This is a genomic window from Streptomyces flaveolus, assembly GCF_014648815.1.
In the GTDB taxonomy this organism is placed as follows: Bacteria; Actinomycetota; Actinomycetes; order Streptomycetales; family Streptomycetaceae; genus Streptomyces; species Streptomyces flaveolus.
The window spans coordinates 243,760-261,805 of sequence record NZ_BMRV01000005.1 but is presented as its reverse complement, the minus strand read 5'-3'; the positions used below and the strand labels follow the sequence as shown (position 1 = coordinate 261,805).

Sequence of the window (18,046 nt, the reverse complement as noted above, 5' to 3'; positions counted from 1 at the left end):
TCCGGTGTCCGAGTGCGGTACAACAATCCGCCAGCCTACCCCGCGCGGTACGACGATCCGATCACGGGGCGCGGTCGGGCAGTACCCCGCTGAGCAGGAACGCGACGCTCCGCTCCGTCTCCGTCCAGGCGCGGGTGTCGAGTCCGACGGACTGCAGCAGGGCGCACTCGACGCGGTAACCGTGCTCCGACAGGTCCCTGCCCACGAGTTCGGCGGCGTCGCGGGTCGCCGCGTGGGCGACGATGCGCTGCGGCCGGCGGTCGGCGACCGCGGAGACGACGGCCGCTCCCCCGCCGCCGACGCGGACGACGTCCGGTTCGGGGAGGTTCTCCAGGACGTGCGGGGCGGTGCCGTGCACGGTCTGGAGCTGGACGCCGAAGTGCCGTGCGGTGGCCTCGGTACGGGCGCAGGCGTCCCGGTCGCGGTCGACGGCGATGACGGCGGCGCCGCCGCGCGCGGCCTCGGTGGCGAAGGCTCCGCTGCCGCAGCCGATGTCCCACACGAGGTCCCCGAGGCGCGGCCCGAGCCGGGCGAGTTGGGCCGTGCGCAGCAGTTCGGTCTCGCCCTCGCCGAGTTCGCCGCCGTAGGCCTCGGCGGGCAGCGACCAGCCGCGCGGCCCGGTGGCGGGGTCCCGGCCGGCGATCCAGCCGCTCCCGTCGGACGGGGTGCCCGGGCCGGTGGCGCCGCCGACGACGATGACGACGTTCGGGTCGCGCCAGGTGTGGTCGGCGGCCTTGTCGGAGGTGACGACGGTGACCTGCTCGCGGGCGGTGCCGAGTTCCTCGCAGATGACGAAGGTGCGGTGGATGCCCTCCATCAGGAGGCCGAGTTCGGCGGGTCCGGCGCCCGGGGAGGTGAGGACCGCGACCTTGCTGTGGGCCCGGCATACGTTCACGGCGCGGCGCAGCGTACGGGGGTGGGCGACCACCACATGGGCGTCGTCCCAGGGCATGCCGGCGCGGGCGAAGGCGGCGGCCACGGAGGAGACGGCGGGGTCGACCTCGACCTCGAGGCCGAACTCGGGCGCGCGCAGGGTGCGGACGACGCCGAAGAAGCCGGGGTCGCCGTCGGCGAGGACGACCGCCGTGCCCCGGTGGGCGGCGATGCGGCGGGCGGCGAGGGCGACGCTGCCGAGCCGGATGCGTTCGGCGGCGGGCGGCACTTCGGGGAGCGCGAGGTGGTGTGCGGCGCCGGCCACCAGCGTGGCGGCGCCCAGGGCTGCGCGTGCCGCGGCGGTCAGCGGCGAACCGTCCCAGCCGATCACCGTGACCCGGTCGGCCATCGTCGTCAGTCTCCAGGGGTCTTCGCAGGTCGTGGTCGCGGAATCCGCTCGTGGGCGGGCTCCGTGAGGGTACCTGGTGCGGCTCGGGGCGTGGTGGTGGCGCCGCCGTCCCCCAGGTCAGTTCCAGTCGGTGAAGGTGGTGAAACCGTCACTGTCGGCCAGTTGCTCCGCCGCGCCCTCGAGGTCCTCGGGCAGCAGGCTCCACACGATGAAGTCGGTGCGTACGTCGGTCCAGGTGCCGTCGTCGGTGCGCATGCGCGCTATGCAGGCGTTGCGCAGGACGCCCTCGCTGATGCAGCCGATCTTCTGGGCGACCTGCTGGGAAGCGGTGTTGTCGGCCGCGGTGCGCAGCTCGATGCGCTCGAACTTCTGGTCGCCGAAGAGCCACTGCGCGGTGGCGAGCGCCGCTTCGGAGGCGTAGCCCTCGCCGCGGGCCCAGGGGGCGATGATGTACGACAGCTCGGTGGACCGTACGTGCCAGTTGGTCTTGGTGAGCTGGACGATGCCGACCAGCCGCTGGGTGAGGAACTCGGTGACGGCGAGGTCGAGTCCGCGGCCGGCGGTGCGTTCGGCGGGGGCGTACTCGGTGATCCAGGTGCGGGCGCCCTGTTCGGTGAAGGGCTGCGGGACGTGGGTCCACGCGGCGACCTGCTCGTCGTTCATCATCGCCGCGAGGGCGGGTACGTCGTCCTCGTCGAGGGGGCGCAGCACCAACCGCTCCGTGCTGATGGAGATGTTGGGGAAGGTGCTCGTCATGCGCCGCTCCGTAACCTGTGTGACCGTCAGGGCCTGCTGAACTGCCCAGCATGCAGCATGAAAGCACTCAGCCGCACCACCGGGTCCCACTCCTGCGGAAGGAGGGAACCCGGTGCGCGGCGCGGGGCTCGCCCGGTGTCAGAAGGAGGGGAGCACGGACCCGGCGTAGTGGTCCTCGATGAACTTCTTGACCTCGGGGGAGGTGAGGAGCTTCGCGAGCTTCTGGACCCGCGGGTCGTCCTCCTGGCCCTCCTTGACGACGAGGAGGTTGACGTTCGGGTTGTTCTTGGCGGACTCCAGGACGAGGGCGTCCTTGGCCGGCTTGAGGTCGGCCTCCAGGGCGTAGTTGCCGTTGATGACCGCCGCGTCGACGTCGTTCAGGGAACGCGGGGTCTGGGCCGCCTCCAGCTCCTTGAACTCCAGGTTCTTCGGGTTCTTGGTGATGTCGGCGGTGGTGGCCGAGTTGCCCGCGCCGTCCTTGAGCGTGATCAGGCCCTGGGAGGCGAGCAGCTGCAGGGCGCGGGCCTCGGTGACCGTGTCGTTGGGGAGGGCGATGGTCGCGCCGCTCTTCAGGTCGTCCGCCTTGTCGGCCTTCTTGGAGTAGAGGCCGAGCGGCTCCAGGTGCACCGAGGCGACGGACTTCAGGTGCGTGCCGTTCTTCTTGTTGAAGTCCGCGAGGTAGGGCTCGGTCTGGAAGTAGTTGGCGCCCACCGAGCCGTCCTCCGTCGCCGTGTTCGGCGTGACGTAGTCGGTGAACTCCTTGACCTCGAGGTCGAGGCCCGCCTTCTTCGCCAGGTTGTCCTTGACGTAGGTGAGGATCTCGGCGTGCGGGACGGGCGTCGCGGCGACGACCAGCGGGCCGGAGGTGTCGGAGGCGTCCTTGTCCGAGCCGCAGGCGGAGAGCCCGAGGGTGAGGGCTCCGGCGGCGAGGACGGCAGTGGTGATCTTGGCGGTGTTACGCACGAAAAGTGCCTTTCCTGAGGTGGTGCGACCCCGTCTCGGGTACGACGGGGAGTCCGGGGGGGGAACGCGTGGCGGGTTACGCGACCTTGCTGACGTCGGCCGCCGCGGGCTCCTTGGCCTTGAGCAGCCGCAGTTTCGGCGCGCCGCCCCCGCGTCCGCCGCGGCGGTGCAGGGTGCGGGCCGCGTAGTCGCCGGCGAACTGGATGAGCGAGATGGCGACGGCGAGGAGGGCGACGGTGACCCACATGAAGGCGGGCTCGAAGCGCTGGTAGCCGTAGCGGACGGCGAGGTCGCCGAGACCGCCGCCACCGACGGTGCCGGCCATGGCCGAGTAGCCGATGAGGGCGATGATCGTGGTGGTGGTGCCGGCGATCAGCGACGGGAGCGCCTCGGGGACCAGGACCTTGCGGACGATGGTCCAGGTGTTGCCGCCCATGGACTGGACGGCCTCGACCAGCCCTCCGTCGACCTCGCGGACGGCCGTTTCGACGAGCCGCGCGAAGAAGGGGATGCCGCCGATGGCGAGCGGCACGATCGCGGCCTCGCTGCCGATGGTCGTGCCGGTGATCCAGCGGGTGAAGCTCATCAGCGCGACCATGAGGATGATGAACGGCATCGAGCGGCCGATGTTCACGATCTGGCCGATGACCTTGTTGACCACGATGTTCTGCAGCAGGCCGCCCTTGTCGGTGAGGACGAGGAGAACGCCGAGCGGGAGGCCCGCGGCCACGGCGATCAGGGTGGACCAGCCGACCATGATCAGGGTCTCCCAGGAGGCCTGCTCCAGCAGGGGCTGCATCTCGGACCAGGTCACTTGGCACCTTCCTTCACCAGCAGGGACGGTTCCTGGTTCACCACGTCGATCTGCAGGCCCTGTTCGCGCAGGAAGCCGACGGGCACGACGTTGTCCTCGTAGCGGCCGGGGAGTTCGATGCGCATCCGGCCGATCTGGAGGCCGCCGACGGTGTCGATGGCGGCGCCGAGGATCGATATGTCGATGTTGTAGGTGCGGGACAGCTGGGAGATGACGGGCTGGGTGGCGGCCTCGCCGTGGAAGGTGACGTCGAGCACGGTGCGGTCGTCGCCCGACGCCTCACCGCCGACCGGGAAGAGTGCGGAGGCCAGCTCGGATCCGGGGGTGGCCAGCAGCTCGCCGACGGTGCCGGACTCGACGATGCGGCCCCGGTCCATGAGGGCTGCCGAGTCGCAGACGCTCTTGACGACGTCCATCTCGTGGGTGATGAGCAGAACGGTCAGGCCGAGCTCGCGGTTGAGGTCGCGCAGCAGCTGGAGGATGGAGCGGGTGGTCTCCGGGTCGAGTGCGCTGGTGGCCTCGTCGGACAGCAGCACCTTGGGGTCACCGGCCAGGGCGCGGGCGATGCCGACGCGCTGCTTCTGGCCGCCGGAGAGCTGGGCGGGGTAGGACTTGGCCTTGTCGGCGAGGCCGACCAGGTCGAGCAGTTCCAGCGCCTTGCGGGAACGTTCCTTCCCGGACCTGCCGAGGATTTCCAGCGGCAGTTCGACGTTGTCCTGCACGGTCCGCGTGGACAGCAGGTTGAAGTGCTGGAACACCATGCCGATACGGCTGCGCGCCTGCCGCAGCTCCCGGCCGGCGCGGGGGCCGCGGCCGGCCAGCGCGGTGAGGTCCTGACCGGCGACGGTGACCGTGCCGGAGGTGGGGCGCTCCAGGAGGTTGACGCAGCGGATGAGCGAGGACTTGCCGGCGCCGGACTGGCCGATGACGCCGAACACCTCGCCCTCGCGGACGTGCAGGTCGACGCCGTCCAGGGCGGTGACCTCGCGGCCGCGGGAGCGGTGCGACCGATAGACCTTCGTGAGGCCCGATGTGGTGATCACGTGGGTTTCCGTCACTGTCGAGTGCGCGGCGCGGGTGTGGGCGCCGGGCACGGGGGCGTTGTTCTTCGGGGTTCTCGGGGGACCTTCGGAACGCGGCACGGTTCTCGCGGTGGCGATGCGCGGTGGCGGTGGAACCGGGGAGAACGTGCGCGGGGCGTGGCTCGGTCGCGTGCGCGGGGCGCGGCGGCGGACACGAGCCGGCACTCGCTTCGGGGCGCGAGGCTCAGATGGTGCAGGGGCCCTCTAGAAGGCGCACATTCGGCACATACAACGAGCACCGGGCGTCGTCGTCGCCTCGGTCGCAGGGGTGCGGTCGCTCGTGGTGCTCATGCGGATCAGTAAAGCAGACCGGTGGTTCTCAGCGGACACCGCTGTCCGGATGCTGGACAGCGGTGGACGGTGGCCGGTCACGACGGGCGCGACTCAGTGCCGGACGGAGATCTCGATCCCGCCGTCGGTGACCAGGACGGACAGGGCCGAGAGGTCGTCGACCACCAGGTCGGCGTCGAGTTCGGCGGCCCGGTGGGTTGTGGCCAACGCCACGGTGGTCATGCCGGCGGCCCGGCCGGCCTGCAGTCCGGCGGGCGCGTCCTCGAAGACGACGCAGGCCGCCGGGTCGACGCCCAGCGCGCGGGCACCGAGCAGGTAGGGCTCGGGGTGGGGCTTGCCGCGGGTGATGTCGTCGGCGGCGACGAGGGTCTTGGGGAGGATGCCGACGGCGTCGAGCCGGGCCTCGGCGAGCCGCCTGGTCGCGGAGGTGACGACGGCCCAGCGGTCGGCCGGCAGCGCGTCGAGGAAGACCCGTGTGCCGGGCAGCAGGTGCACACCGCCGTTCGGTACGTCCTCGACCTCCAGGTGCTCGATGCGCGCGACGGCCTCCGGGACGACATCGGCGGGCAGCAGGTCGGCGGCTATCTCCGCGGCCGGCCGTCCGTGCAGCTCGACCTGCGCGAACCGCTCGGCCATGATCCCGTACTCGCCGGCCCACCGCGTCCAGCAGCGGCGCACGGACTCGAGGGAGGAGACGAGGGTTCCGTCGTTGTCGAACAGCAGGGCCTGGGCGTGGATCGTCATGCCCTCGACCCTACGGCCCCGCCCGTGAGGTGCCCGGCCGGGCACCTCACGGGCGGGGCCGCGCGCGGCGGGCCTTTTGGGGCGTAATAGGGTCGCTGCCATGCTTGACGTCCTGACGCCGGTGACCGGAGTCGCCGCGCTGCTGCTCGCCGCCTGGTGCGGCTGGGCGGCCTACCGTGACCAGCCGACGAAGGACTGGCATTTCCTCGGCATGGCCGCGGTCTCGGTGCTGGCGCTGATCCAGCTGGCGGTCGGGATCGTGCAGCTGGCGCGGGGCGAGAAGCCGGAGCAGGGCACGGTGATCTTCGTGGCGTATCTGCTGGGCGCCTTCGCCTGCGTCCCGGCGGCGGGGTTCATGTCGCTGGCCGAGCGCACCCGCTGGGGCTCGGTGACGGTCGCCGCCGGCGGTGTGGTCCTCGCCGTCCTCGAGGTGCGGCTGTACGACATCTGGGGAGGCTGAGATGACGGCGACCGAGGAGAAGCCGGCCCGCACACGGCTGATCGGCGGGCCCGGGATCCTGCTGGTGTGGCTGTACGGGGTGATGGTCGTCGGCGCGGTGTCGCGGTCCGCGTACCAGATCGCCACCGATTTCGACCGGGCACCGCTCGCCTACACGCTGTCGGCCGTCGCCGGTGTCGTCTACGGCTTCATCACGTACACCCTGGTGCGTGGCGGGGAGACGGCCCGCAGGGCGGCGCGGATCTGCTGCGCCGCCGAGCTGGTGGGCGTGCTGGCCGTGGGGACGTGGACCATGGCCGAGCCGTCGGTGTTCCCCGACGCGACCGTGTGGTCCGACTTCGGCATGGGCTACGTCTTCATTCCGGTGCTCCTGCCGGTGTCCGCGCTGTACTGGCTGCGGAAGGGCGCCCCTCACGGGGACGCCGCCTGAGGCGTCGGGCGGCCGGGGCTCGCCCGCGGCTCACGCCGTCGTCGCGTACGTCCCCGCCGGCTTCTCCAGAACGATCATCCTGACGCCGTCCGCGCCCTCGGCCGTCCCCACCGTCTCGTAGCCGACCCGCCGGTACAGGCGCAGGTTGCTCTCGCTGCGGTGACCGGTGTGCAGACGGAAGCGCGTGGCGCCGCGCTCCTCGGCGAGGGCGGACTCCGCGGCCCGCAGCAGGCGGGCACCGATGCCGTGGCCCTGGAGGCGGGGGTGGACGCACAGCTTGCCGATGGACGCGGCGCCGTCCTCGGTGACCCGGCCGCGGACCGAGCCGACGACCTCGTCGCCGAGCCGCGCCACGAAGACGCAGTCGCCGGCGACCTCTTCGCGCACGGAGTCGAGGGTCTGGACGAGCGGGTCGATGCGGTAGTTGCCGTACAGCGCCGCCTCGCTCTGGAAGCAGAGGTACTGCAGCCGGAAGATCTGCTCGGCATCCTGCTCGGTCGCCGCCGAGATGGTCACGCTCATGCCCATGTGCGCATGCCTCCCGCTCACCTGATCACCTGTGGTCCCCCACTCCTATCCCCGTCCTCAGCGGGCCGCAACCTCCGGCGTCAGCAATCGCCGAAGACATCCCAGACATCTGGAGCGTTCCGGGCCAAGACTGCCCTGTGAGATACCCAACTCCCCCGCGATCTCCCGGTATGTGAGGTCCTTCGGGGACAGCAGGGCCTCCATCAGGCGGGGGCAGCGGCCGGGCAGCCGTCGCACGGCGTCGCGCAGGGCACGGTGGCGGGCCGCGGTGAGGGCGAGCTGCTCGGGCTCGCGTTCGAGGGCGTCGGCCGGTTCGGTCTCGTACGGCCGCTCGGCGCGGGCCGCGCGGCGGCTGCGGCGGGCCTCGATGCGGACGGCGCTGCGCAGCCAGCGGTGGGGGTCGTGGGGCGGGCCGTCGGCCTCCAGGCGTTCCAGGAGGCGCAGCCACACCGCCTGTTCCAGATCTCCGGGCTCGGCACCGGTGGCATATGCCTCGGCCGAGGCCTCCGCGGTGAGAAGGGGGCGCAGGGAGGCGACGAGGTCGTGCGTCATATGCAGTGCGACGCGGCCGCCCGGGCGTTGGTTGCCCCGGGCAGCCGAACGTCACCCCAACCGGGGTGGTGCCGCTCAGCGGTTGACGAAGTCCTCGCGGGCCAGCACGCCGGTGTCCGGGTTGTCGGTGAAGACGCCGTCGATGCCGGTGGCGAAGTACGTCCGGAAGGCCCCGAAGGCATCGCCGTAGGCGTCGGGGTCCGAGCCCTTGCGGAAGTCCGCGGGCAGGAAGGGGTTCTCGTTGCGCATCGTGTAGGGGTGCAGGATCAGTCCCGCCCGGTGGGCGTCGCGCACCAGGGTGGTGGGCTCGGTGAGCCTGCCGGCCGAGTCCTTCGGGATGATCAGGTCGAGGGTGGGGCCGATGCCCTGGGCGTAGGAGGCGATCTCCTTCAGGCCCGCGGGCGTGACGAGGTCGGCGGTCGTGCGCGGGTCGCCGGTCTCGACGAAGTCCCAGGGGCGGCTGTTCGCGCCGGACAGCAGGACGGCGAGGGGGTTGCCGACGAGCTTGTTCATCCGCTGGATGCTGGTCGGCTCGAAGGACTGGATGATGACGGGCGAGTTCTTCCCGTCCTTGCCGTGCTTGCGCAGCAGCCGCGCGAGGCGCTCCTCCGTCCCCAGGCCCAGCTTGCGGAAGTAGGTGGGGTGCTTGAGCTCGGGGTAGATCCAGACCTGCTTGCCGCGCCTGCGGGTCTGCTCGTCCTGCCAGCGGAGCACCTCTTCGAAGGTGGGGATCTCCCAGCGCCCGTCGTAGAGGGTGTTGTGCGGGCGGTTGGCCGGGATGCGCTCGGTGGCGCGGAGCGTCTTGAGCTCGGCGAGCGTGAAGTCCTCGGTGAACCAGCCGGTGGTGGAGACGCCGTCGAGCAGCTTGGTCCGCCTGCGGCCGGCGAACTCGGGGTGGTCGGCGACGTCCGTGGTGCCGCCGATCTCCGGTTCGTGACGGCAGACGAGGTACCCGTCCTTGGTGGGGACCAGGTCACCGGCCTCGACGATGTCGGCGCCCATGTCCAGAGCCAGTTCGTAGGAGCCGAGGGTGTGTTCGGGGCGGTAGCCGCTGGCGCCGCGGTGGCCGATGACCGTGGGGACGGGCAGGCCCTTCAGCCCGCCCCGCGCGCCGCCGTGCCGGGCGTCGGCGGCTCTCGCCGTGCCGGACAGGCCCAGTACGGCCCCGCCCGCGCCGAGCACCGCGGCGCCGAGGAGCGCCCGCCGTCCGGTGCCGCCCGCCCGCTCGTCCGACTCCTGCGTTCCCTGCGTTGCCATGGGGCCTCCCGCCGTTGACCGTCGCTGCGGGCCGATCGTAGGGGCGCGTACATGACGAGCGGGAGACCTCCCGCGGAACACGCGGGTGACCCGGGATGTCGGACGGGCGTGGAGGGGCAGATGGGGCGGGATGTCTGACGTGCCGTCGGCTTGGGGGTGCCGGTCCGGGGTACGCGGTCGGTGGCCGCGGCTCGTCCGGCGGTGCCCGACGGGACCGTGGCCACGGAGACAGGGCCGGCGGCGCGGCTCCGACGGCGCGCCTCACGCGGTCGGCGCGTCGCGTGTGCTTCGATCCGGGCGGTGTCCGCGCCCGAGGAGCAACGACGCCGGTCCCTGTGGACCAGGACGGCGCGGTACGGCACGAGCGGCGAGCGTGGGCGGGCGGATCCTTCCCCGCGGACGCGAGTTGCCTCACACCCCGCCGTCCGCGTTACGGCCGTGCGACGGCACGGCCTCCCAGGTGAACACGCGTCAACACCAGGTAAGACCTCGGTGAACCCGACGTGCGCGACCCCCTGGGCCGCGAGTAATGTCCTCACCTGCACAGACTCATACCGCATCCCCGACACCGGAGGACCCGTTGTCCCGCTTCGCGCTCATCAAGGCAGTGCTCGGCCCGATCATGCGCCTGATGTTCCGCCCACAGGTGGAGGGCGTGGAGAACATTCCGGGTGACGGTCCGGTGATCCTGGCCGGCAACCACCTCACCTTCATCGACTCGATGATCCTTCCGCTGGTCTGCGACCGGCAGGTCGTCTTCATCGGCAAGGACGAGTACGTCACCGGCAAGGGCCTCAAGGGCCGGCTGATGGCCTGGTTCTTCACCGGCGTCGGCATGATCCCGGTCGACCGGGACGGCGGCCGGGGCGGCGTCGCGGCGCTGATGACCGGGCGCCGGGTGCTGGAAGAGGGCCGGATGTTCGGCATCTACCCGGAGGGCACCCGCTCCCCCGACGGGCGCCTCTACCGCGGCCGCACCGGTATCGCCCGCCTCACCCTGATGACCGGCGCCCCCGTCGTCCCGTTCGCCATGATCGGCACCGACAAGCTCCAGCCGGGCGGCGCGGGCCTGCCCCGGCCGGGCAAGGTCACGGTCCGCTTCGGCGAGGCGATGGAGTTCTCCCGCTACGAGGGCATGGACCGCGACCGCTACGTCCTGCGCGCCGTGACCGACTCCGTGATGACCGAGGTCATGCGCCTGTCCGGCCAGGAGTACGTGGACATGTACGCCAGCAAGGCGAAGGCGGCGTAACAGCGCGAGGAGCACACGCACGGAGGGCGGGCCACTGATCCAGTGGCCCGCCCTCCGTGCGTCCGTACGGCTACGGGTGCTCGGCCCCGTCCTCCAGCCGCTGGCCGCGCAGCAGGAACCAGGCCGCGCCGGCGGCGGCGAGCAGCACCACCGCGCCGACGCCCGAGGCGAGCGTCAGTCCGTCGACGAAGGACTGGCGGGCGGCGTCCAGCAGTGCTCCGGCCGTGTCCGCGGGCAGCTCGGAGGCGGCCTGCACCGCACCGCCGAGCGACTCGTGGGCCGCGGCCGGGGTGCCCGCCGGGCCGGTGAAGTCCCGGTAGACGCCGGTCACGATGGAGCCGAGCAGGGCGATGCCGAGGGCCGCGCCGAGTTCGTACGCCGTCTCGGAGACCGCCGAGGCGGAGCCCGCCTGCTCCTTGGGCACGCTGGAGAGGATCACGTCGGCGGTGACGGTGAACGAGAACCCGGCGCCGACGCCGACCACCAGCAGGGCCGCGCCGAGCAGCGGGTAGCCGGTGTGCTGACCGATGACGGTCAGCGCGGCGAGCGCGAGGCCGACGGCGGCGAGCCCGCCGGCTACGACGGCACGCACCGAGAAGCGCCGGGCCACCCGGCCCGCGATCAGACCGGCCACCACCGCGCCGATCGCGGCGGGCAGTTCGGCCAGCCCCGCCTCGAACGGCGGCCTGCCCTGCACGAGTTGCAGGTACTGCGACAGGAAGAACACCAGCCCGGACAGGCCGAGGATGGTCAGCAGGTCGGCCAGCACGGCGCCGCTGAAGCCACGGCTGCGGAACAACCGCATGTCGAGCAGCGGGACCGGCATGGTCAGCTGGCGGCGGACGAAGCCGTACAGCGCGGCGGCGCCCAGCAGGCCCGCGGCGAGCGTGGCCCACCCGAAGCCGTGCGCGGCGGCCTCCTTGACGGCGTACACGACGCCGACCATGCCGACCAGGGACAGGAGGACGCTGGCCAGGTCCCACGGGCCCGGGTTCGGGTTGCGGGACTCGGGCAGCAGCTTGATGCCGACGAGGACCAGGACGACCATCACGGGCAGGTTGATCAGGAAGACCGAGCCCCACCAGAAGTGCTCCAGCAGGAAACCGCCCACGATAGGGCCGACGGCCGTGCCCGCGGAGGCGGTGGCGCCCCAGATGCCGACGGCGAGGCTGCGTTCGCGCGGGTCGTGGAAGAGGTTGCGGATCAGGGCGAGGGTGGCGGGCATCAGGGTGGCGCCGGCGACGCCGAGCAGAGCCCGGGCGACGATCATCAGCTCGGGCGTGGAGGCGTAGGCGTTGAGGACCGATATCAGGCCGAACGCCGTGGCGCCGATCAGCAGGATCCGCTTGCGGCCGATACGGTCGCCGAGGCTGCCCATGGAGACCAGCAGACCGGCGATGACGAACGAGTAGACGTCGCCGATCCACAGCAGCTGGGTGCCGGAGGGTGCGAGGTCCTCACTGATGTAGGGGGTCGCGAGACCGAGGACGGTCGCGTCGACGGCCACCAGCAGTACGGCCAGCACGAGGACGGACAGCGCCAGCCAGCGGCCGGGGCGCTTCACCGCCTCGGTCGACTGCGCCGACTGCAGGGTGCGGGTCATGGTTCACTCTCTCCGAAGTGCGCCGCCGAGCAGCAGCTCGGCGATCATGTGGGTGAAGTCGTTGCGGGCCACGCGGCCCTCGGTCACCGCCCAGGCGCCGGAGGCCAGCAGGCCGTAGAGCGCCTCGGTGAGCCAGACCGGGGTGAGGTCGATGCGGAACTCGCCGCTCTCCTGGCCCCGGCGGAACAGCTCGGTGAGCCGGGCGTCGATGCGGGCCCAGCCCTCGTTCTGCTGCTCGCCCTCGAACAGCTGGTTCTCGGTGTAGAGGAAGGCGATCAGGCCGGCGGCGGATTCCATCTCCCGCACGAGCCGGCGCACCGCCTCCGCCGCGGGCCCGTCGTCCGGGCGGGCCGCGTCGATGGCCGCCTCGCACTCGGCGATGCCGAGGGCCTCCAGGGCGCGGACGAGGGCGTCGCGCCCGGCGAAGTGGCGGTGCAGCGTGGCCCGGCTGATCCCGGCGGCCCTCGCGACCTCGTCCATGGTCGCGGTGGCTCTGCGGGTCAGCAGGGCCGCGGCGCTGCGCAGTACCTGTTCTCGATCGACGGCCATGAGACAACGATAACCCACATGAGACATGAATGTCTCACCGTGGGCATGTGTGACTCACCACCGGGGCGCCGGGTCACCGGGCCGCCGGGGCAGTCGCACGGGCGGGGGTCCGCTCAGTGCCAGGGCAGCTGTCCGCGCCGCTCCCAGTAGGCGCGCGGGTCCTCGGCCAGGGTGGCGAGGCGGGCGACCTGGTCGTCGTCGAGGTCGACGACGGCGGCGTGCAGGTTCGAGCCGAGCTGGCCCACGGTCGCGGCGCCGGAGAGGACCACACCGGCCCAGGGCTGCCGCAGGATCACCGCGAGGGCGACCGCGTCGCAGCCCAGGGTCGTCTCCTCGGCCACGGCCTTCAGGACGTCCGGCGCGTACGGCTCGGCGAGGCGCCCGTTGGCCATGCCCTCCTTGACGATCACCGTGACCCCGGCGTCGTGCGCCTCGGCCAGCGCGGGTCCGGCGGAGGGGTCCAGCACGTTGTACGTGGACTGGACGGTGCGGAAGAGTGGCTCGCCGTCGACAGTCACGGCGAGCGCGGCGCGGATGGTGTCGGCCTGGGCGGGACCGCTGGTGGAGAAGCCGACGGTGACGCCCCGCGCGGCGGCCTCCGCGAGCTTGGCGTGGAGCTTCGCGTCGGCGAGGGCCGGGCTGTCGGGGGTGAGGGAGTGGATCTGGTAGAGGTCGAGCCGGTCGCCGAGGAGGGCGTCGGTCTCGGCGCGCTGACGCTCGTAGGTGGCGACGCCGTGGTCCTTGACCTCGTGCTGCTCGGCGTCGGCGGACCAGTCGGCGGTGTAGGTGTAACCCCACTTGCTGCCGACGACGACGTCGCCCGCGTCGGGGCGCTCCCGCAGCCAGGCGGCGAGGAACTCCTCCGACCGTCCGTAGGACCGGGCCGCGTCGAAGTAGCGCACGCCCTGCGCGTAGGCGGCGTCGAGGAGGTCGTGGGTCCGCTCGCGCATCGCCTCCACGCTGCGGTCCTCGCCGAGGTCGCGCTCTCTGCCGAGGTTGATGTACCCGGGGCGGCCGACGGCGGCGAGGCCCAGGCCGATGTGGCTGGTGGGGGTCGTCACGGCGGCGAGACGGGCGAAGGGCATCGCGGGCTCCGTTCGGTCGGCTCGTACTGCTGCCGACCAACGTAACCGCGATGCCCCTCGGGCACACCGGCTGCTACTTCTTGGCGTTCGCCCACTCGTGCTGGCCGGCCACGTCCGCCTTCACCTCGGCGAGCTGTACGGCGACCGCGCTGGGGGCCGTGCCGCCGCGACCGCTGCGGGAGGCGAGGGCGCCGGGGACGTTGAGCACCGAGCGGACCTCGGGGGTCAGATGCGCGGAGATCTTCGCGAACTGCTCGTCCGTCAGCTCGTCCAGCTCCTTGCCCTCGGCCTCGGCGACCTTCACGCACTCGCCGGCCACCTCGTGCGCGACCCGGAACGGCACGCCCTGCTTGACCAGCCACTCGGCGATGTCGGTGGCGAGCGAGAACCCGGCCGGGGCCAGCTCCTCCATGCGCTCGCGGTGCACGGTGAGGGTGGCCATCATGCCGGTGAAGGCCGGCAGCAGGACCTCGAGCTGGTCGATGGAGTCGAAGACCGGCTCCTTGTCCTCCTGGAGGTCACGGTTGTACGCGAGCGGGAGGGCCTTGAGGGTGGCCATCAGGCCGGTCAGGTTGCCGATGAGGCGGCCGGACTTGCCGCGGGCCAGCTCGGCGATGTCCGGGTTCTTCTTCTGCGGCATGATCGACGAGCCGGTGGAGAAGGCGTCGTGCAGGGTCACGAAGGAGAACTCCTTCGTGTTCCAGATGATGATCTCCTCGGCGATGCGGGAGACGTTCACGCCGATCATCGCGGTGATGAAGGCGAACTCGGCGACGAAGTCCCGGGAGGCCGTGCCGTCGATGGAGTTGCCTGCGCTGCCGTGCTCGAAGCCGAGGTCGCGGGCGACCGCCTCCGGGTCGAGACCGAGGCTGCTGCCCGCGAGCGCTCCCGAACCGTACGGCGAGACGGCCGTCCGCTCGTCCCACTGGCGCAGCCGCTCCGCGTCCCGGGACAGCGCCTGGACGTGGGCGAGGACGTGGTGGGCGAAGAGCACGGGCTGGGCGTGCTGGAGGTGGGTGCGGCCGGGCATCGCCACGTCCGGGTGGGCCTCGGCGAGGCCGATCAGGGCGTCCTGGAGGTCGGCGATCAGGCCGCCGACCGTGCGGGCGTGGTCGCGCAGGTACATCCGGAAGAGGGTGGCGACCTGGTCGTTGCGGGACCGCCCGGCGCGCAGCTTGCCGCCGAGGTCGGGGCCGAGGCGCTCCAGCAGGCCGCGCTCCAGGGCCGTGTGGACGTCCTCGTCGGCGATGGTGCCGGTGAAGGAGCCGTCGGCGACGTCCGCCTCGAGCCGGTCGAGTCCGGCGATCATCCGGGTCAGCTCGTCCTCGGTGAGCAGACCCGCCTGGTGCAGCACGCGCGCGTGGGCACGCGAGCCGGCGATGTCGTAGGGGGCGAGCCGCCAGTCGAAGTGGACGGACGCGGACAGCTTCGCCAGGGCCTCGGCGGGACCGTCGGCGAAACGGCCGCCCCAGAGCCGTACGTCACCGTTGTTGCTGCTCACTCGTGTCGCTCCTCACCGTGCAATCACTGGCCTGCATGAGTATGCAGAACTCTGCATGATTCGTCAATCTCACAGGTCCCCGGGACGCGCCGGGCCCCGCGACCCATAATCGTTAGACATGGGAAAGACTTATGAACGCATAGACGGCCGCCTCCGCACGTTCATCGAGGCGCAGCCCCTTTTCTTCACCGCTACCGCACCGCTGAGCGGCGACGGGACGGTCAACCTCTCCCCCAAGGGACTCACGGGCTCCTTCGCGGTGCTCGACGAACGCACCGTGGCCTACCTCGATTTCGCCGGGTCCAACGCCGAGACCATCGCCCACCTGCGGGAGAACGGCCGGATCACCCTCATGTGGTGCGCCTTCCAGGGACCGCCGAACATCGTCCGGGTGCACGGCCGCGGGGAGCCGGTCTTCCGCGACGACCCGCGCTTGCCGGAACTGCTGGCCCGCTTCCCCGGCATCGACCCGAGCGCGCACGGACTGCGCGCCGTCATCGTCGTGACCGCCGAACTCATCCGCGACACCTGCGGATACGCCGTCCCCTTCATGACGTACGAGAGTGACCGGGATCTGCACGCGAAGCGGTTCGCGCGGGAGGACGACGCCTCGCTCAGCGCGTACTTCACCAAGAAGGAGCACATCGCGACGAGCATGGACGGCCTTCCCGGGCTGCCGTTGCCGCTGCCCCCGTCTACGGTCTGAGCCATGCGCCCCGGTGCCCTTGCCGCCCTCCTCGCCCTGTCCGCCCTCGTCCTGGGAGCCGCGCCCGCTTCCGGGCCGGCGCCCCGGCCGCTGCCGGCCCGCATGGCGGACACCGGCGGCGGCACCCAGCTGATCACCGCGATCGCCCCGGGCACCGGCTCGACCACGGGCACCGTCAGCTGGTGGGACCGCAGGGGCGGCCGCTGGACGAAGACCGGCTCGGCGCCCGCCCGTTTCGGGGCGAAGGGGCTGGCGGACGGCGCGACGCGCACCCAGGGCACGAACACCACCCCGACCGGCCTGTACGACCTGCCGTACGCCTTCGGCATCCAGGCCCCGCCGCGCGGGACGGCGTACCCCTACCGTCCGGTGCGGGAGGACTCCTGGTGGTGCCAGGACAACGTCTCCCCTGCCTACAACCGCTGGGCCGAACCGCTTCCCGCCGACTGCCGCGCCACCGAGGCCGAGCACCTGATCACCTACCCGGCGCAGTACGCGCACGCCCTGGTCGTCGGCTTCAACTACGACCGTCCGGTGCGCGGGCGGGGTGCGGGCATCTTCCTGCACGTGCACGGGCGCGGGGCGACGGCCGGCTGCGTGTCGGTGCCGGCGGACGCGATGCGCCGGATCCTGCGGTGGGCCGACCCGGGGGCCCGGCCGCACATCGCGATCGGCACGTCGGGCGGGGCGACCGCGGTGACCCGCTACTGAGTACCGCGCGGGCTGAACATCCGGGCGGAGCGGTGCGTATCTGTGGGCCAAGGGTCAAGTCCCCACGGAGGAACCGTGACCACCACGCTCGCCGGCGGCCGTGCCGCCCGCCGCCAGACGATGCGGCGCATCCGCCCGCGCCGATCCCCGGCCGTCCCCCTGCTGCTCGCCGTGTGGGCGGGCGCGGCGGGCGTGTTGTGGCTGTGGTGGCGCAACACGCCCGCCATCACCGACGACACCGGGAAGATCCTCAACGCGGGCCGGATCACCGGACTGCTCGCCGGGTACCTCATGGCGCTGGTGGTGCTCCAGATGGCCCGGGTGCCCGCACTGGAGCGGCGGGTGGGCTCCGACCGGGTGGCCCGCTGGCACGCCATGACCGGCCGCTACACGCTCTGCCTGGTCCTCGCGCACATCGTCCTGATCATGTGGGGCTACGCGGCGCAGGCCGGCCTGGGTTTCGGCGGCATCGTCCAGCAGACGGTCGACTCGGTCACCCAGCTGCCGGACATGGGCAAGGCGGCCATCGGCACCGCGCTGTTCGTGCTCATCGGGCTGCTCTCCATGGGCCCGGTGCGCCGCCGGATCCCGTACGACGTCTGGTACCACGTGCACCTGCTCACCTACGCGGCGGTGTTCCTGACCTTCTGGCACCAGCTGGCCACCGGCAACGACTTCGCCGTCGAGCCGGTCGCCGGGACCGTCTGGTACGCGCTGTACGGGACGGTGACCGCGCTGGTGCTCTGGTACCGCGTCCTGACCCCGCTGCGTCTCAACCTGCGGCACCGGCTGCGCGTCGAGGCGGTGATCGAGGAGACGCCCGGGATCGTGTCGGTGCTGATCGGCGGGCGCCGGCTGCACCGGATGGGGGCGGAGGCCGGGCAGTTCTTCCGCTGGCGGTTCCTGGCCCCGGGCATGCGGTTCAGCTCCCACCCGTACTCGCTGTCGGCGGCGCCGCGCCCGGACATGCTGAGGATCACCGTGAAGGCGATCGGCGACCACAGCGCCCGGCTGCGCGAGCTGACCCCCGGCACCCGGGTGTGGGCGGAGGGCCCCTACGGCGCCCTGACCGCCCAGCGCCGCAGCCGCGGCAAGGTGCTGCTGGTCGCAGGCGGGGTCGGGATCACGCCGATGCGGGCGCTGTTCGAGACGCTGCCCGGCGCGTCCGGTGACCTCACCCTGCTGTACCGGGCCAACAGCACCCAGGACCTCGCGCTGTGGGACGAGCTCGCCCGGATCGCCGACGAGCGCGGGGCCCGGCTGATGTACGCGGTCAACAGCCCGGACGGGGAACGGCCGGACATCTCCGCGGAGAGCCTGAGCCGCAAGATCCCGGACGTCGACCGCCACGACGTCTTCCTGTGCGGGCCGCCCGGTTTCGCCCAGTCGGTGTACGAGGCACTGCGCGGCGCCGGAGTCCCTGCCCGTCGTATCCACCACGAGTCGTTCGCGATGTGAGCGACGGACGTCAGGAGCTCAG

At 72.0% G+C, this 18,046-nt stretch carries 19 protein-coding genes; 6 read left to right on the top strand and 13 right to left on the bottom strand.

Annotated features, from left to right (window positions below; all coding sequences use genetic code 11):
* Nucleotides 1–61 precede the first annotated feature (61 nt).
* The 6 genes from cbiE to IEZ05_RS14930 form a co-directional block, all read right to left on the bottom strand.
* Nucleotides 62–1,282 carry a precorrin-6y C5,15-methyltransferase (decarboxylating) subunit CbiE gene (gene cbiE / locus IEZ05_RS14955; RefSeq protein ID WP_189230582.1) on the bottom strand — a complete coding sequence of 407 codons (1,221 nt, stop codon included), beginning with the start codon at nt 1,280–1,282 and terminating at the stop codon, nt 62–64.
* 117 nt (nt 1,283–1,399) lie between these two features.
* Nucleotides 1,400–2,038 (bottom strand): GNAT family N-acetyltransferase, encoded by a 639-nt coding sequence (locus IEZ05_RS14950; RefSeq protein ID WP_189230581.1) that lies wholly within the window; start codon nt 2,036–2,038, stop codon nt 1,400–1,402.
* A gap of 138 nt (nt 2,039–2,176) precedes the next feature.
* Nucleotides 2,177–3,001, bottom strand: a complete 825-nt coding sequence (locus tag IEZ05_RS14945; RefSeq protein ID WP_189230580.1) for a MetQ/NlpA family ABC transporter substrate-binding protein — start codon at nt 2,999–3,001, stop codon at nt 2,177–2,179.
* 76 nt (nt 3,002–3,077) lie between these two features.
* On the bottom strand, nt 3,078–3,815 hold the full coding sequence (locus IEZ05_RS14940; RefSeq protein WP_189230579.1) for a methionine ABC transporter permease: 738 nt from the start codon (nt 3,813–3,815) through the stop codon (nt 3,078–3,080).
* Nucleotides 3,812–4,858: a methionine ABC transporter ATP-binding protein gene (locus IEZ05_RS14935; RefSeq protein ID WP_189230578.1), complete on the bottom strand. Its 1,047-nt coding sequence runs from the start codon at nt 4,856–4,858 to the stop codon at nt 3,812–3,814. The genes IEZ05_RS14940 and IEZ05_RS14935 overlap by 4 nt, the downstream gene beginning before the upstream one ends.
* Nucleotides 4,859–5,281: 423 nt before the next feature.
* A complete protein-coding gene (locus IEZ05_RS14930; protein ID WP_189230577.1) occupies nt 5,282–5,932 on the bottom strand; it encodes an HAD family hydrolase in 651 nt (216 codons plus the stop codon).
* A 100-nt stretch (nt 5,933–6,032) separates the two neighbouring features.
* Between IEZ05_RS14930 and IEZ05_RS14925 the strand changes: the two genes are divergently transcribed.
* Both IEZ05_RS14925 and IEZ05_RS14920 read left to right on the top strand, forming a co-directional pair.
* Nucleotides 6,033–6,392, top strand: coding sequence for a hypothetical protein (locus IEZ05_RS14925; protein WP_189230576.1), 360 nt, complete (start codon nt 6,033–6,035; stop codon nt 6,390–6,392).
* 1 nt (nt 6,393) lies between these two features.
* Nucleotides 6,394–6,822 carry a hypothetical protein gene (locus IEZ05_RS14920; protein WP_189230575.1) on the top strand — a complete coding sequence of 143 codons (429 nt, stop codon included), beginning with the start codon at nt 6,394–6,396 and terminating at the stop codon, nt 6,820–6,822.
* Nucleotides 6,823–6,852: 30 nt separating this feature from the next.
* Here the strand turns inward: IEZ05_RS14920 and IEZ05_RS14915 are convergent, their stop codons facing one another.
* From IEZ05_RS14915 to IEZ05_RS14905, 3 genes are all read right to left on the bottom strand, one after another.
* Nucleotides 6,853–7,350: a GNAT family N-acetyltransferase gene (locus tag IEZ05_RS14915; RefSeq protein WP_189230737.1), complete on the bottom strand. Its 498-nt coding sequence runs from the start codon at nt 7,348–7,350 to the stop codon at nt 6,853–6,855.
* Nucleotides 7,351–7,407: 57 nt separating this feature from the next.
* Nucleotides 7,408–7,902 (bottom strand): sigma-70 family RNA polymerase sigma factor, encoded by a 495-nt coding sequence (locus tag IEZ05_RS14910; protein ID WP_189230574.1) that lies wholly within the window; start codon nt 7,900–7,902, stop codon nt 7,408–7,410.
* 75 nt (nt 7,903–7,977) lie between these two features.
* The gene (locus IEZ05_RS14905) at nt 7,978–9,159 is read right to left on the bottom strand and encodes a glycerophosphodiester phosphodiesterase (protein WP_189230573.1); all 1,182 of its coding nucleotides are present in this window, start codon (nt 9,157–9,159) and stop codon (nt 7,978–7,980) included.
* A 580-nt stretch (nt 9,160–9,739) separates the two neighbouring features.
* Between IEZ05_RS14905 and IEZ05_RS14900 the strand changes: the two genes are divergently transcribed.
* On the top strand, nt 9,740–10,411 hold the full coding sequence (locus IEZ05_RS14900) for a lysophospholipid acyltransferase family protein (protein ID WP_189230572.1): 672 nt from the start codon (nt 9,740–9,742) through the stop codon (nt 10,409–10,411).
* A gap of 70 nt (nt 10,412–10,481) precedes the next feature.
* Here IEZ05_RS14900 and IEZ05_RS14895 read toward each other — a convergent pair whose 3' ends face one another.
* From IEZ05_RS14895 to argH, 4 genes are all read right to left on the bottom strand, one after another.
* A complete protein-coding gene (locus IEZ05_RS14895) occupies nt 10,482–12,014 on the bottom strand; it encodes an MFS transporter (protein WP_189230571.1) in 1,533 nt (510 codons plus the stop codon).
* Nucleotides 12,015–12,017: 3 nt separating this feature from the next.
* A complete protein-coding gene (locus IEZ05_RS14890) occupies nt 12,018–12,563 on the bottom strand; it encodes a TetR/AcrR family transcriptional regulator (protein WP_189230570.1) in 546 nt (181 codons plus the stop codon).
* A gap of 113 nt (nt 12,564–12,676) precedes the next feature.
* On the bottom strand, nt 12,677–13,648 hold the full coding sequence (locus IEZ05_RS14885; protein ID WP_189230569.1) for an aldo/keto reductase: 972 nt from the start codon (nt 13,646–13,648) through the stop codon (nt 12,677–12,679).
* Between the two features lie 73 nt (nt 13,649–13,721).
* On the bottom strand, nt 13,722–15,149 hold the full coding sequence (gene argH / locus IEZ05_RS14880; protein ID WP_189230568.1) for an argininosuccinate lyase: 1,428 nt from the start codon (nt 15,147–15,149) through the stop codon (nt 13,722–13,724).
* Nucleotides 15,150–15,267: 118 nt separating this feature from the next.
* On the opposite strand from argH, the gene IEZ05_RS14875 reads away from it, so the two are divergent.
* From IEZ05_RS14875 to IEZ05_RS14865, 3 genes are all read left to right on the top strand, one after another.
* Nucleotides 15,268–15,855, top strand: a complete 588-nt coding sequence (locus tag IEZ05_RS14875) for a pyridoxamine 5'-phosphate oxidase family protein (RefSeq protein WP_189230567.1) — start codon at nt 15,268–15,270, stop codon at nt 15,853–15,855.
* 3 nt (nt 15,856–15,858) lie between these two features.
* Nucleotides 15,859–16,566 (top strand): L,D-transpeptidase family protein, encoded by a 708-nt coding sequence (locus IEZ05_RS14870; RefSeq protein WP_189230566.1) that lies wholly within the window; start codon nt 15,859–15,861, stop codon nt 16,564–16,566.
* Between the two features lie 75 nt (nt 16,567–16,641).
* Nucleotides 16,642–18,024 carry a ferredoxin reductase family protein gene (locus IEZ05_RS14865; RefSeq protein WP_189230565.1) on the top strand — a complete coding sequence of 461 codons (1,383 nt, stop codon included), beginning with the start codon at nt 16,642–16,644 and terminating at the stop codon, nt 18,022–18,024.
* Nucleotides 18,025–18,046 lie beyond the last annotated feature (22 nt).

Bases quoted from the DNA above. Each gene is read 5' to 3' on its own strand.
- IEZ05_RS14915 (WP_189230737.1), bottom strand. From the start codon at position 7,350: ATGGGCATGAGCGTGACCATCTCGGCGGCGACCGAGCAGGATGCCGAG.
- IEZ05_RS14870 (WP_189230566.1), top strand. From the start codon at position 15,859: ATGCGCCCCGGTGCCCTTGCCGCCCTCCTCGCCCTGTCCGCCCTCGTC.
- IEZ05_RS14950 (WP_189230581.1), bottom strand. From the start codon at position 2,038: ATGACGAGCACCTTCCCCAACATCTCCATCAGCACGGAGCGGTTGGTG.
- IEZ05_RS14905 (WP_189230573.1), bottom strand. From the start codon at position 9,159: ATGGCAACGCAGGGAACGCAGGAGTCGGACGAGCGGGCGGGCGGCACC.
- IEZ05_RS14890 (WP_189230570.1), bottom strand. From the start codon at position 12,563: ATGGCCGTCGATCGAGAACAGGTACTGCGCAGCGCCGCGGCCCTGCTG.
- IEZ05_RS14930 (WP_189230577.1), bottom strand. From the start codon at position 5,932: ATGACGATCCACGCCCAGGCCCTGCTGTTCGACAACGACGGAACCCTC.
- IEZ05_RS14895 (WP_189230571.1), bottom strand. From the start codon at position 12,014: ATGACCCGCACCCTGCAGTCGGCGCAGTCGACCGAGGCGGTGAAGCGC.
- IEZ05_RS14910 (WP_189230574.1), bottom strand. From the start codon at position 7,902: ATGACGCACGACCTCGTCGCCTCCCTGCGCCCCCTTCTCACCGCGGAG.
- IEZ05_RS14875 (WP_189230567.1), top strand. From the start codon at position 15,268: ATGGGAAAGACTTATGAACGCATAGACGGCCGCCTCCGCACGTTCATC.
- IEZ05_RS14925 (WP_189230576.1), top strand. From the start codon at position 6,033: ATGCTTGACGTCCTGACGCCGGTGACCGGAGTCGCCGCGCTGCTGCTC.
- cbiE (WP_189230582.1), bottom strand. From the start codon at position 1,282: ATGGCCGACCGGGTCACGGTGATCGGCTGGGACGGTTCGCCGCTGACC.
- IEZ05_RS14885 (WP_189230569.1), bottom strand. From the start codon at position 13,648: ATGCCCTTCGCCCGTCTCGCCGCCGTGACGACCCCCACCAGCCACATC.
- IEZ05_RS14920 (WP_189230575.1), top strand. From the start codon at position 6,394: ATGACGGCGACCGAGGAGAAGCCGGCCCGCACACGGCTGATCGGCGGG.